The sequence below is a fragment of the Citrobacter sp. wls711 genome (assembly GCF_005281055.1).
Taxonomy (GTDB): Bacteria; Pseudomonadota; Gammaproteobacteria; order Enterobacterales; family Enterobacteriaceae; genus Citrobacter; species Citrobacter gillenii.
The window spans coordinates 83,795-96,573 of record NZ_SZXC01000060.1; the positions used below are offsets into that span (position 1 = coordinate 83,795).

At 55.5% G+C, this 12,779-nt stretch carries 10 protein-coding genes; 5 read left to right on the forward strand and 5 right to left on the reverse strand.

Annotation, left to right across the window (positions count from 1 at the left end; all coding sequences use genetic code 11):
- Positions 1–2: 2 nt before the first annotated feature.
- The 3 genes from FDW98_RS18385 to FDW98_RS18395 all read right to left on the reverse strand — a co-directional run bounded on the left by FDW98_RS18385 (position 3) and on the right by FDW98_RS18395 (position 4,356).
- Positions 3–818, reverse strand: a complete 816-nt coding sequence (locus tag FDW98_RS18385) for a Cof-type HAD-IIB family hydrolase (RefSeq protein WP_096757742.1) — start codon at positions 816–818, stop codon at positions 3–5.
- 200 nt (positions 819–1,018) lie between these two features.
- Positions 1,019–3,451 (reverse strand): formate C-acetyltransferase/glycerol dehydratase family glycyl radical enzyme, encoded by a 2,433-nt coding sequence (locus FDW98_RS18390; RefSeq protein WP_115258980.1) that lies wholly within the window; start codon positions 3,449–3,451, stop codon positions 1,019–1,021.
- Positions 3,452–3,456: 5 nt separating this feature from the next.
- A complete protein-coding gene (locus FDW98_RS18395) occupies positions 3,457–4,356 on the reverse strand; it encodes a glycyl-radical enzyme activating protein (protein WP_096757740.1) in 900 nt (299 codons plus the stop codon).
- 133 nt (positions 4,357–4,489) lie between these two features.
- Between FDW98_RS18395 and fsa the strand changes: the two genes are divergently transcribed.
- Entirely contained in the window at positions 4,490–5,152 is a 663-nt protein-coding gene (gene fsa / locus FDW98_RS18400; protein WP_096757739.1) for a fructose-6-phosphate aldolase, read from the forward strand.
- An 86-nt stretch (positions 5,153–5,238) separates the two neighbouring features.
- On the opposite strand, the gene moeB is transcribed toward fsa, so the two are convergent.
- Together moeB and moeA are read right to left on the reverse strand one after the other, a co-directional pair.
- Complete coding sequence (moeB, locus tag FDW98_RS18405) at positions 5,239–5,988, reverse strand: molybdopterin-synthase adenylyltransferase MoeB (protein ID WP_096757738.1); 750 nt, start codon at positions 5,986–5,988, stop codon at positions 5,239–5,241.
- Positions 5,988–7,223, reverse strand: coding sequence for a molybdopterin molybdotransferase MoeA (moeA, locus tag FDW98_RS18410; protein ID WP_096757737.1), 1,236 nt, complete (start codon positions 7,221–7,223; stop codon positions 5,988–5,990). The genes moeB and moeA overlap by 1 nt, the downstream gene beginning before the upstream one ends.
- A gap of 201 nt (positions 7,224–7,424) precedes the next feature.
- Here moeA and iaaA point away from each other — a divergent pair, with 201 nt between their 5' ends.
- Genes iaaA through gsiC form a run of 4 tightly spaced genes read left to right on the forward strand, consistent with a single transcriptional unit; the run spans position 7,425 to position 12,778 of the window.
- Positions 7,425–8,390 (forward strand): beta-aspartyl-peptidase, encoded by a 966-nt coding sequence (gene iaaA / locus FDW98_RS18415; RefSeq protein WP_096757735.1) that lies wholly within the window; start codon positions 7,425–7,427, stop codon positions 8,388–8,390.
- Entirely contained in the window at positions 8,377–10,248 is a 1,872-nt protein-coding gene (gene gsiA, locus FDW98_RS18420; RefSeq protein ID WP_096757734.1) for a glutathione ABC transporter ATP-binding protein GsiA, read from the forward strand. Before iaaA ends, gsiA begins: the two co-directional genes overlap by 14 nt.
- A 23-nt stretch (positions 10,249–10,271) precedes the next feature.
- Positions 10,272–11,810: a glutathione ABC transporter substrate-binding protein GsiB gene (gsiB, locus tag FDW98_RS18425; RefSeq protein WP_096757733.1), complete on the forward strand. Its 1,539-nt coding sequence runs from the start codon at positions 10,272–10,274 to the stop codon at positions 11,808–11,810.
- Between the two features lie 47 nt (positions 11,811–11,857).
- Entirely contained in the window at positions 11,858–12,778 is a 921-nt protein-coding gene (gsiC, locus tag FDW98_RS18430) for a glutathione ABC transporter permease GsiC (RefSeq protein ID WP_096757732.1), read from the forward strand.
- Position 12,779 lies beyond the last annotated feature (1 nt).

Below are 12,779 nucleotides of genomic sequence, written 5' to 3' on the forward strand. Positions count from 1 at the left end.
TGTCAGCCGTTAAACGGTGAGGTGTTGTCGAGTACGGCCTGAATCACGTTCAGTGCGCCCTGATGATTGTTGTCATCGGTCTGGTAGCGGGCAATTGCTTTAATGCTGTCGGCGGCATTAGCCATGGCAAAGGAATAGTGTGCCATTTTCAGCATTTCCGCATCGTTGCCGCTATCACCAATGGCAACTACATTCTGCGGTGACAGGTTCCAGCGTTTAAGCAGGCGGCTGATACCGTTGGCTTTATGTAAACCTGGGATTATCAGATCGATAAAGCCAAATCCGCTGGTCACCGGCTTCATGATACCGTCGAGGGCTGTATGCAAATGGTCAATAACCAACGGGATTTGCCCATCAGGTAAATTCAGTGAGAACTTGAACAGCACATCCTCGATGTCCTGAAAATCCTTAACCGGTTTCAGGCGATGGTAGTGTTTTGACATCAGCGCCACAAACGCCTCCGGGGCATTTTCGCTGATGTAGGCGCTTTGCAGTCCGCAGGCGACAAAATTCAGCTGCTTATCCTTCAATAACTCGCCGATGACAATACGGGATTCCTGGCGGGTAAGCTCACCATGAAAAAGTTGTTTGCCGTGTTCATACACCAGCGCGCCGTTCTCTGCGACAAAAGAGATTTCGTCTTTGAGTTCAGGGAAAAAGGAGATCAACTGGTAATACTGGTTGCCGCTGGCCACGACAAATTCAATATCTCGTTTTTTCAATTGCTGATACTGCGCCATAAATCGCTGGCGATCGTACTGCTTGGCATCGTCGAGAAAAGTGCCGTCCATGTCGGTGACGATAACGTTGATGGTCATATATGCTCCTGGCTTTCACTGCAACCAGAAACATTCTAATAACAATGTGACCTGTAGCACAAATTTAATTTCGAATGAAAGTTTCCCCATCGTCTATTACAGCACAGTTGTAGGCCGGATAAGCGTCAGCGCCATCCGGCATTGAGGCGGTATCGCTGCCGGATAGCGACGCGAAAACGTCTTATCCGGCCTACGGGAAATTACAGCATATGCTCTGTACGGGCGATGATATCGTCCTGCGCATCCGGAGACAGGGCAGTGAAGAAGGCGGAGTAGCCAGCTACACGCACCACCAGGTCACGGTACTGATCTGGGTGTTTTTTCGCTTCCAGCAGCGTTTCACGAGAGACGATGTTGTACTGAATATGCCAGCCTTTGTGCTCTTCAAAGAAGGTACGCAGCAGGATCATTAACTTCTGCTTATCGGACTCATTTTCCAGTGTAGCCGGATTCAGCTTCTGGTTTAACAGCACCCCGCCGAGGATCGCGCCGGTCGGCAACTTGCCCACTGAGCCAATCACCGCCGTTGGACCGAGATGGTCGGTTCCGGAGGCCGGGCTGGCGCCTTCTGCCAGTGGGGTATGCGCTTTACGGCCATCCGGCGTTGCCATTGTTGCCGCGCCAAACGGTACGTTTGCCGAGATGGAGGAGGTTCCGGCGTAATAGTTACCACCGATCGGACCGCGACCGTAACGCGGATTATGATATTGCTTCAGTTCGTCGATATAGGTCTGGTAAGCGCGGGCCAGCAGGGTGTCGACGCTGTCATCATCGTTACCGTACTTCGGTGCGCCGTTGATCAGACGCTGGCGTAATTGTTCATGCGTGAGGCCTGCAAAGTCATCTGCCAGGGCTGCCGCCAGCTGCTGCTGACCGATAACACCCTGATCGAAGACCAGCTTTTTCACGGCAGCCAGACTGTTGCCAAGGTTAGCAATCCCGACCTGCAAACCGGATACCCAGTCATATTTTGCGCCGCCCTGTTTAATGCTCTTCGCCCGCTCAATGCAATCATCCACCAGCGCAGAGCACAGGATGTCGTGGACGTTTTCTTCCAGCATGGTATCAACCACATACTCAATCTCGATGGATTTACGCGTGTAGTAGCGGATCTGAGTATCCCAGGCGGTCATCACCTCGTCGAAGTTGTGGAAGTTACCCGCAGAGAGCGCCTTTTCCTGCGGCAGGAACACCTTACCGCTGGTGGCATCGCGACCACCTTCCAGCGCGGCCAGCATCACACGGGCAAAGTTAATAAAGCTCATGCCGGTGCAGCGGTAACCCCATTTCCCGCCCACGGCGGTTTCGATGCAGCCAATGGCTGCATAGTCGTAGGCATCCTGCGGCTCAATACCCAGCTTAATGAATTCCGGGATAACAATTTCATCGTTGTTAAACGCCGGCATGCCAAAGCCGCAGCGGATGACCTGCACGCAGGCATCAAGGAAATCGTTACTCATCCCGGCGTGATAACGCACGCTGAGGTTCGGCTGGGTTGAACGCAGACGACCGCAGGACTCCAGAATGGCATAGGAGAGCGGATTGACCGCATCCATTGGCTGGCCGTTGACCAGATTCTGACCACCGATAGTGACGTTTTGATACAGCGGGCTGCCCGCGGATGCCTTCGAGTGGGAGCCGGAGCGGATTTTGTTCACTTCCAGCAGCTTCAACCAGCAGCTGTGCAGCAGCTCAATGGCGTGCTCGCGGTCCAGCGTCTGGTTCAGCTCCACGTCGCGACGATAGAACGGGTAGAGATACTGGTCCATGCGGCCAAACGACACCGAGTGACCGTTCGATTCGATTTGCAGGATAAGCTGGATGAAATAGCACAGTTGCAGTGCCTGCCAGAAGGTTTTTGGCGGTTCGTGGGCGATGACATCGCAGTTTTCTGCCATTGCCAGCAGCTCATCGCGACGGCTTTCACGGGTTTCAGTTGCTGCCATTTTACGTGCCAGGCTGGCGAAACGTTCGATATGCAGGCTGACGGCATCCAGTACGATATCAATGGCTTTCAGGAACTGATCGCCATGGAGATCGTCCAGGCAGGTCAGGTTAATGCGCGAACGACGCTCGTCGACTTTATGACGCAGACCATCAAGGCCTTTTTCCAGCAGTAGCGGGAAGTTCACCGCCAGGTGCGCATCGCCGGAAGTCATGTTGCCTTCGGCTTTGATGATGCCGGTTTCCAGCAGGCCTTTTTGTTCGTCGGTAAACATGCCGTAGCAGCGATCCTGTACGGTCTGACCGCGCCACCACGGGCAGATTTCATGCAGTACGCGCTTGTTCTCTTCGCTGACCGCAAAGCCGGCTCCTGGTCGGTCGGCCAAATCGTCGATCTCTTTTTCAATCCACGATACGGTGTATTCCGGGAAGATTGGTGCGGCGCGGACTTCGCTTGCCTGATTACCGATAATCAACTCGTCATGTTTGATCCAGATAGTCCGTTCCGCCAGATGATGCGCCAGCGCCAGCGCGCGGCGTACCGGGATCGGTTTGTCCAGATGCTGCTGATACATCTCGGTATAGTGCTGGGCGCGCTCGGTACACACCGGCGGCTTCACAATGTGGATCAGGGCTGTTTTGTGTGCGTTGATGCGGTCGCTGAGTGTATCCAGTTTCAGTGTGGTCATGGCGATTATCCTCGTAGGGTCGCGGTTAAACCTTTATGGCTGGCATACTGCTGGGCAAATTCGAGCAGTGCAGGCGCATCCAGCGGTTTGTCCGGGGCGTTGTAGGGTTGGCTGAGTAAGTGGTATTTGTTGATGCCCAAAGTGTGGTAGGGCAAAAAATGAATCTCACCGACGTGAAGTTCATCGGCGGCAAAATCGGTAATGGCTTTAATGGCTTCTTCGTTGGCATTGAAGCCCTGAATCAGCGGCACGCGAATAATCATTTTTTTTCCGGCAGCGGCCAGTTTTTTCAGATTCTCCAGCACGCGAGCGGCGTTGCCGTCAGTCCACTGCTTAAACGGCGCATCGGCGATGTGTTTTAAATCGGCAAGAAACAGATCGATGTACGCTAATGAAGGTTCAATGTACTTCCACGGTACGTGCAGGCAGGTTTCGACCGCAGTATGAATACCCGCCTCATGGCTGGCTTTGAACAACGCCGCAGCCAGCTCCGGCTGCATAAATGGCTCACCGCCGGAGAGCGTTACCCCACCACCGCTGCGATCGTAGAAGGGTTTATCTCGCAGCACGGTGGACATTATCTCCTCTACGCTTTTTACTTCACCGCAGACGGTAAGCGCCTGGGTCGGGCAGCAGTGGGTCAGTGCGGTGAGCGACTTATCGGTCAATTTTTCACGATGAATAAGCAGGCCGTTGAGGGCGCGCTGAATGACGTCAGGCGCAGCCTGAACACACAGGTCACAGCCCTCCAGACACAGACGCGCGTCATACAGCAGATCCTGCGTACGGGCACGACTCTCCGGGTTCTGACACCAGCGACAACCCAGAGAGCATCCCTTAAGGAAGACTACCGTGCGGATACCGGGACCATCGTGGGTGGAATAGCGCTGGATATTGAAAATCATAAGCGGCCTCTCTTCTTTCGTATAAAGATTAAATTACTTTCGAATGAAAGTTATATTGACGTGGGTCAACTAACCGCGCGGTTTCGTCGTGCTACCGTTGATTCATGCTAACGATCAGTTTTGAGGAACGGTTATGGAACTCTATTTAGATACGTCTGATGTGGATGCGGTGAAAACCCTGGCGCGTATTTTTCCGCTGGCAGGTGTCACCACAAACCCGAGTATTGTGGCGGCAGGTAAAAAGGCGCTGGAGGTATTACTCCCGGAATTGCATGACGCGACTGGCGGGCAGGGGCGTTTGTTTGCTCAGGTGATGGCAACGACCGCTGAGGGCATGGTCAGCGACGCGCATAAACTGCGGGCAATGATTCCCGATATCGTGGTGAAGGTACCGGTGACCGCAGAAGGGCTGGCGGCGATTAAGCTGCTGAAGAAAGAGGGGATCCCAACGCTGGGCACCGCGGTTTACAGTGCAGCACAGGGGCTGTTAGCAGCGCTGGCAGGGGCCGAATACATTGCGCCGTATGTTAACCGTGTGGATGCGCAGGGCGGGGATGGTATTCAGACTGTGGTTGATTTACAGAACTTACTGAAAATGCACGCGCCGCACGCCAAAGTACTGGCTGCCAGTTTTAAAACCCCTCGTCAGGCGCTGGACTGCCTGTTAGCTGGCTGTGAAGCCATTACGCTGCCGTTGGATGTGGCGCAACAGCTAATTAGCTCCCCGGCCGTGGATGCCGCCATGGCGAAATTTGCGCACGACTGGCAGAGTGCATTTGGACGTACGTCGATCTGATGCTGTTGCCGGGTGGCGCTAACGCTTACCCGGCCTACGTTCGAGCCGTTGTAGGTCGGGTAAGGCGAAGCTGCCACCCGACTTTTTTACCGACTACAAACCTCACACCCCGGGTTGCGCATCAGCTTCATCTCCCGGAACTGGCAGGTCATCGCATCGTACATCACGATTTTACCGCTTGCCGGTTTACCGAAGTTTGCCAGTAACTTGATAGCTTCCATCGCTTGCAGCGACCCGATCACGCCAATCAGCGGTGACATCACGCCGGCCTCCACGCAGGTTAAGGCGTTTTCACCGAACAGGCGGCTCAAACAGCGGTAGCAGGCTTCACCCTCCTGATACGTAAAGACGGTGATTTGTCCTTCCATACGAATGGCCGCACCGGACACCAGTGGCACTTTTGCCGTAAAGCAGGCGGCGTTCAGCTGATTGCGCACGGCGACGTTATCGGTGCAATCCAGCACCAGGTCATGCTCTACAACCAACGCATGCATCGCAGCATCGTCAAGCAGCGCATTCACCGGTGTGAGGGTGATATGTGGATTAATCCGCGCCAGCGCATCGCGTGCCGATTCCACTTTTGGCTGCCCGACGGTCGCGTCGCTATGCAACGTCTGGCGCTGAAGATTGGAAACCGACACGGTATCAAAGTCGAGCAGGGTTAAATGCCCGATGCCTGCGCCCGCCAGATACTGAGTGGCGGCGCAGCCAAGTCCTCCGAGTCCTACGACCAGCACCCGCGCTTCTTTTAACGCTTCCTGACCGTCAAAGTCGAAGCCGCGCAGGATGATTTGCCGGTTATAACGCAGCATCTCCTGGTCGCTGAGTTCTGCCATTACAGGCCTCCAAACAGCGCGTTAAAGGGCTCGACGTCTACCCATTCTCCGGCTTCAACGTTGCCGCGATCGCGTTCCAGAACGATAAAGCAGTTGCCAAGGCTAAAAGAGCTGAAAATATGCGAGCCCTGATGACCGGTGGTAGTGACCTCCAGTTCGCCGTTTGCTGTACGCTGTAATATGCCGCGCTGGAAATCCAGACGGCCTGGCGTTTTCTTCAGCCGTGATGCGGTCCGTACGCGCTGGCGCGGGGGTAACCCGCTGGCGGTGTTGCCGCTTAGTTTTGCCAGCAACGGTTGCACCAGCTGATAGAAGGTGAGGGCCGCAGAGACCGGGTTACCCGGCAGGCCACAAAACCAGCTGTTGTTCAGTTTACCGAAAGCGAACGGTTTACCTGGTTTAATCGCCAGTTTCCAGAAGGCAATTTCGCCGAGTTCTTCGAGAATGGTTTTGGTGTAGTCCGCTTCCCCAACCGACACGCCGCCGGAGCTTATCACCACATCGGCCTGACTGTCGGCTTCGATAAACGCCGCGCGCAGGGCGTGAGGATCGTCGCGGATAATACCTAAGTTGATGACCTCACAGCCCAGTTGTTGCAACATCAGGTGAACAGCCAGTCGGTTGGTGTCATAAATCTGACCGTCACTCAGCGGTTGGCCTGGCAGCTGTAGCTCATCACCGGTGGAAAACAGCGCCACGCGTACTTTACGCACAACCTGCACATCGGCAACGCCGAGCGAGGCCAGCACCGGGAGCTCAGCGGTTGTCAGACGCGTTCCTGCGGCAAACACCACCGCGCCGTGAGCAATATCTTCACCGCACAGACGAATATTTTGTCCGGCGCGAACTTCTGCGGTAAAACGAATACCGTCATCAGTGTGTTCTGTTTGTTCCTGCATCACCACGGCTTCGCAGCCGGCGGGCACCGGTGCGCCGGTCATAATGCGGATGCAGGTTCCCGCAGGCCATTCCCCATGAAAAGGCTGACCGGCAAAGGCTTTACCTGCGACAGCAAGCGGCAGACCGGATTGCAAATCCGCTAAACGCACCGCGTAGCCGTCCATTGCCGAGTTATCGAATCCCGGCACATCAATCGGTGAGACGACGTCGGTTGCCAGCACGCGACCAAAGCATTCCACCAGTGGCAGTGTTTCAACGGCGGTGAGTGGGGTAATCGACGACAGCATTTGTGAGAGTGCCGTTTCGAGCGGCATCAGTCCGGCGGTAAATTCCATGAGAAGACTCCTGCGAGGCAAAATCGAATCCGGTCATTATGTCAGAAAACAGACGCAGACAGTATGCCACCTCAGTCTTAGGTGCAGGCCTTTATCTTTACATGACGTCTGCATCTTTCTATATTCGAAAATCGAATCAATAACTCACCGAAATTCTGCTATTTATAACCACGTTTCCTGCCACCTAAATGGACGATAAAAATGGGCAAAGCAGTCATTGCAATTCACGGCGGCGCTGGCGCAATCACCCGCGCGCAGCTGAGTCAGGAGCAGGAATTGCGTTATATACAGGCATTGTCAGATATCGTTGAAGTAGGGCAACGAATGCTGGAGGCGGGCCAAACCGCGCTGGATGTGGTGACTGAAGCCGTACGCTTACTGGAAGAGTGTCCTCTGTTTAATGCCGGAATCGGCGCCGTATTTACCCGTGATGAAACCCATGAGCTGGATGCCTGTGTGATGGACGGAAATACGCTGCAGGCGGGCGCCGTTGCTGGCGTCAGCCACCTGCGTAACCCGATCCTCGCGGCCCGTCTGGTGCTGGAAAAAAGCCCGCACGTTATGATGATAGGCGAAGGGGCAGAGAATTTTGCCCATGCGCAGGGCATGGATCGCGTGAGTGCGGATATTTTCTCGACGCCAGAGCGGTATGCTCAGCTACTGGCCGCACGTACAGCGGGGGAAACGGTGCTCGATCACGGCGGTACGCCGCTGGATGAGGGCAGCAAAATGGGCACCGTTGGCGCGGTGGCGCTGGATAAGTACGGTAATCTGGCGGCGGCGACCTCGACCGGTGGCATGACCAACAAACTGCCGGGGCGCGTCGGGGATAGCCCGTTAGTGGGTGCCGGTTGTTATGCCAATAATGCCAGCGTGGCGGTCTCGTGTACCGGAACCGGGGAAGTGTTTATACGCGCGCTGGCAGCATATGACATTGCCGCGCTGATGGATTATGGCGGGCTGAGCTTGTCAGAGGCCTGCGAACGCGTAGTCATGGAAAAATTACCGGCGCTCGGCGGTAGCGGCGGGCTTATTGCCGTCGATCATGAAGGTAACGTGGCCTTACCGTTTAACAGTGAAGGCATGTACCGTGCCTGGGGATACGCTGGCGATACGCCAACCACCGGTATTTACCGGGAGAAAGGAGATACCGTTGCCACACAGTGATGAGCTTGACGCCAACGATGTACTGGCGGTTAGCAATCTGAACATTGCGTTTGCGCAGGAGCAGAAGCGGGTCAGTGCGGTACGCAATTTGTCATTTCGCCTCAAGCGTGGGGAAACGTTGGCGATTGTTGGCGAGTCCGGTTCAGGAAAGTCGGTCACCGCGCTGTCACTGATGCGCCTGATTGAACAGGCGGGCGGAGAGGTGAGCTGCGATGAGATGTTGCTTCGGCGACGCAACCGGCAGGTGATTGAACTGGGCGAACAGAGCGCGTCGCAGATGCGTCATGTGCGCGGGGCGGATATCGCGATGATCTTCCAGGAGCCGATGACGTCGCTCAATCCGGTGTTCACCGTCGGCGAGCAGATAGCCGAGTCGATTCGTTTGCATCAGGGGGCTAGCCGTGAGGCGGCGATGGAAGAGGCCAAACGGATGCTCGACCAGGTGCGGATACCGGAGTCGAGGGCCATTTTATCGCGCTTTCCGCATCAGCTTTCTGGCGGTATGCGCCAGCGGGTCATGATTGCGATGGCGCTGTCGTGCCGTCCGGCGGTATTGATTGCCGATGAGCCGACCACCGCGCTGGATGTCACCATTCAGGCGCAGATCCTGCAGCTGATTAAAGTATTACAGCAGGACATGGCCATGGGGGTGATTTTTATCACCCACGATATGGGCGTGGTTGCCGATATTGCCGACCGCGTCCTGGTGATGTATCAGGGTGAAGCTGTAGAAACGGGCAGCGTGGAACAGATTTTTCACGCCCCGCAACATCCCTATACCAAAGCGCTGCTGGCTGCCGTGCCGCAGCTCGGGGCCATGAGCGGATATGAACTGCCGCGCCGTTTCCCGTTGATTTCGCTGCAGGACCCTGACCACCGTGAACCGCAGACTGAACAGGACACGGTGGTGGCGGGCGAGCCGATCCTGCAGGTGCGTAATCTGGTGACGCGTTTCCCGCTGCGCAGCGGCATTCTCAATCGCGTGACCCGCGAGGTGCACGCGGTGGAAAACGTCAGTTTTGATCTGTGGCCAGGCGAAACGCTCTCGCTGGTCGGGGAGTCCGGCTGTGGTAAATCTACTACCGGACGGGCGTTGTTGCGACTCGTGGAGTCTCAGCACGGGGAGATCACCTTTAACGGTCAGCGGATAGACACGCTGGCCAGCAGCAAGCTTCAGCCGCTCCGTCGGGATATTCAGTTTATTTTCCAGGATCCCTATGCGTCGCTCGACCCGCGTCAGACGGTAGGTTATTCCATTCTCGAGCCGCTGCGGGTGCATGGGCTACTGCAAGGGGACGCCGCGGCAAAACGGGTCGCCTGGCTGCTGGAGCGGGTGGGGCTACTCCCCGAACACGCCTGGCGCTATCCGCACGAGTTTTCCGGTGGCCAACGTCAGCGTATCTGTATTGCCCGGGCGCTGGCGCTCAATCCAAAAGTGATCATTGCCGATGAATCAGTTTCGGCGCTGGATGTCTCGATTCGTGGGCAGATTATTAATTTGTTGCTCGATCTCCAGCGGGAAATGGGCATCGCCTACCTGTTTATTTCTCACGATATGGCGGTGGTCGAACGTATCAGCCACCGTGTGGCGGTGATGTACCTGGGGCAGATTGTCGAGATTGGTCCCCGTCGGGCGGTGTTTGAAAATCCGCAGCATCCGTATACCCGCAAATTAATGGCGGCGGTTCCGGTTGCCGATCCCTCTCATCAGCGGCCGCAGCGGGTGCTGCTGTCGGATGATATCCCCAGCAATATCCGCAAACGCGGAGAAGAGATTTCCCCGGTGTCACTCCAGTTAGTGGGGCCAGGGCATTATGTTGCGCGTCCGCAGGTGGAAAATGCGCTTTCGCGTCTATAACAGGCAGGGTTCAGGAGAATAACATGAGACAAATTGTTGCTCGTAAATGGCTGGTTGCGCTGGGGGTTGCCTCTGCACTGGCTGCGTCCCCTGCCTGGTCGGCTAAAGACGTGGTGGTGGCGGTAGGATCTAATTTTACTACGCTCGACCCCTATGACGCGAATGACACGCTGTCGCAGGCGGTGGCGAAGTCGTTTTATCAAGGGCTGTTCGGTCTTGATAAAGAGATGAAGCTGAAAAATGTGCTGGCAGAAAGCTATACCGTTTCCGATGACGGCTTAACCTATACCGTCAAACTGCGGCAGGGGGTGAAGTTTCAGGATGGCACCGATTTCAATGCCGAGGCGGTGAAAGCTAACCTTGAGCGAGCCAGCAATCCGGAAAATCATCTTAAACGCTATAACCTGTATAAAAATATCGCTAACACCGAGGCCGTTGATGCGACGACGGTGAAGATCACGCTGAAACAGCCGTTTTCGGCGTTTATTAATATCCTGGCGCACCCGGCAACGGCAATGATATCGCCGGCGGCGCTGAAGAAATACGGTAAAGATATCGGCTTCCATCCGGTGGGTACCGGGCCTTATCAGCTTGAAACCTGGAATCAGACCGATTTTGTGAAGGTGAAAAAGTTCGCTGGTTACTGGCAGCAGGGCCTGCCGAAGCTTGATACGATTACCTGGCGTCCGGTGACCGACAATAACACCCGTGCGGCGATGTTGCAGACCGGCGAGGCACAATTTGCCTTCCCGATCCCTTACGAGCAGGCCGCATTACTGGCGAAGAACAAAAACCTGGAACTGGTTGCCAGTCCGTCGATCATGCAGCGTTATATCAGCATGAACGTGACGCAAAAACCGTTTGATAATCCGAAGGTGCGTGAGGCGCTGAACTATGCCATTAACCGCCAGGCGTTGGTAAAAGTGGCATTTGCCGGTTACGCCACACCGGCGACCGGCGTGCTGCCGCCCGCGATAGCCTACGCGCAAAGCTATACGCCGTGGCCTTACGATCCGGCGAAAGCCCGTGAGTTGCTGAAAGAGGCGGGTTATCCCAACGGCTTTACCACCACGCTGTGGTCATCGCATAATCACAGCACCGCGCAGAAAGTGCTGCAATTTACCCAGCAGCAGTTAGCGCAGGTCGGCGTGAAGGCGCAGGTGACGGCGATGGATGCCGGACAGCGGGCGGCAGAAGTTGAAGGTAAGGCGCAGAAAGAGAGCGGGGTACGGATGTTCTACACCGGCTGGTCGGCGTCGACGGGCGAAGCTGACTGGGCATTATCACCGCTATTTGCTTCGCAAAACTGGCCGCCAACGTTGTTTAATACGGCGTTTTACAGTAACAAGCAGGTGGACAGCGATTTAGCCGCGGCGCTGCAAACGAACGATCCGAGCGAAAAAGCGCGATTGTACAAAGATGCACAGGATATCATCTGGAAAGAGTCGCCGTGGATCCCGCTGGTGGTGGAGAAACTAATCTCTGCGCACAGTACCAAGTTGACCGGATTCTGGATTATGCCGGACACCGGATTTAGTTTTGATGATGCGGATTTGCAATAAGCTATTCATTCGGCCCCTGAACAGCGGGGGCCGCCGAAGGGAGTCTGATGCTTAATTATGTTTTCAAGCGCCTGCTGGGGTTGATTCCAACGCTACTTATCGTCGCGGTGCTGGTGTTTTTATTTGTTCATTTGTTGCCTGGCGATCCGGCCCGGTTGATTGCCGGACCGGAGGCCGACGCTGAGGTGATTGAGCTGGTGCGCCAGCAGTTGGGTCTGGACCAGCCGCTGCATATTCAGTTCTGGCATTACATGACGAACGTGTTGCAAGGTGACTTTGGCACCTCGATGGTGTCGCGTCGTCCGGTTGCTGAAGAGATTGCCAGCCGCTTTATGCCCTCATTCTGGTTGACGATTGCCAGCATGACGTGGGCGGTCTTGTTTGGCATGACGGCAGGGATCATCGCCGCCGTATGGCGAAATCGCTGGCCGGACAGGTTGAGTATGACCCTTGCGGTCACTGGGATCTCCTTCCCGGCGTTTGCCCTCGGCATGCTGTTAATGCAGATTTTTTCCGTGGAGCTCGGCTGGTTACCCACCGTGGGCGCGGATTCCTGGCAGCATTATATCCTGCCCTCTATCACGCTGGGCGCGGCGGTGGCAGCGGTATTGGCGCGTTTTACCCGTGCCTCGTTTGTCGATGTGCTCAGCGAAGATTACATGCGCACCGCGCGGGCAAAAGGGGTGAGTGAAACCTGGGTGGTGTTAAAACACGGTTTGCGTAACGCGATGATCCCGGTCGTCACGATGATGGGGCTGCAGTTTGGCTTTTTGCTTGGTGGCTCCATTGTGGTTGAGAAAGTCTTTAACTGGCCAGGGCTCGGACGATTGTTGGTGGACTCGGTTGAAATGCGAGACTACCCGGTGATTCAGGCCGAGGTGCTGTTATTTTCTCTGGAGTTTATTCTTATTAACTTAGTGGTGGATGTGCTCTATGCCGCCATTAATCCGGCTATCAGGTACAAGTAAG

Excerpts from the sequence above, each read along its gene's own strand:
- FDW98_RS18385 (WP_096757742.1), bottom strand. The coding sequence starts at position 818 with ATGACCATCAACGTTATCGTCACCGACATGGACGGCACTTTTCTCGAC.
- FDW98_RS18390 (WP_115258980.1), bottom strand. The coding sequence starts at position 3,451 with ATGACCACACTGAAACTGGATACACTCAGCGACCGCATCAACGCACAC.
- FDW98_RS18395 (WP_096757740.1), bottom strand. The coding sequence starts at position 4,356 with ATGATTTTCAATATCCAGCGCTATTCCACCCACGATGGTCCCGGTATC.
- fsa (WP_096757739.1), top strand. The coding sequence starts at position 4,490 with ATGGAACTCTATTTAGATACGTCTGATGTGGATGCGGTGAAAACCCTG.
- moeB (WP_096757738.1), bottom strand. The coding sequence starts at position 5,988 with ATGGCAGAACTCAGCGACCAGGAGATGCTGCGTTATAACCGGCAAATC.
- moeA (WP_096757737.1), bottom strand. The coding sequence starts at position 7,223 with ATGGAATTTACCGCCGGACTGATGCCGCTCGAAACGGCACTCTCACAA.
- iaaA (WP_096757735.1), top strand. The coding sequence starts at position 7,425 with ATGGGCAAAGCAGTCATTGCAATTCACGGCGGCGCTGGCGCAATCACC.
- gsiB (WP_096757733.1), top strand. The coding sequence starts at position 10,272 with ATGAGACAAATTGTTGCTCGTAAATGGCTGGTTGCGCTGGGGGTTGCC.
- gsiC (WP_096757732.1), top strand. The coding sequence starts at position 11,858 with ATGCTTAATTATGTTTTCAAGCGCCTGCTGGGGTTGATTCCAACGCTA.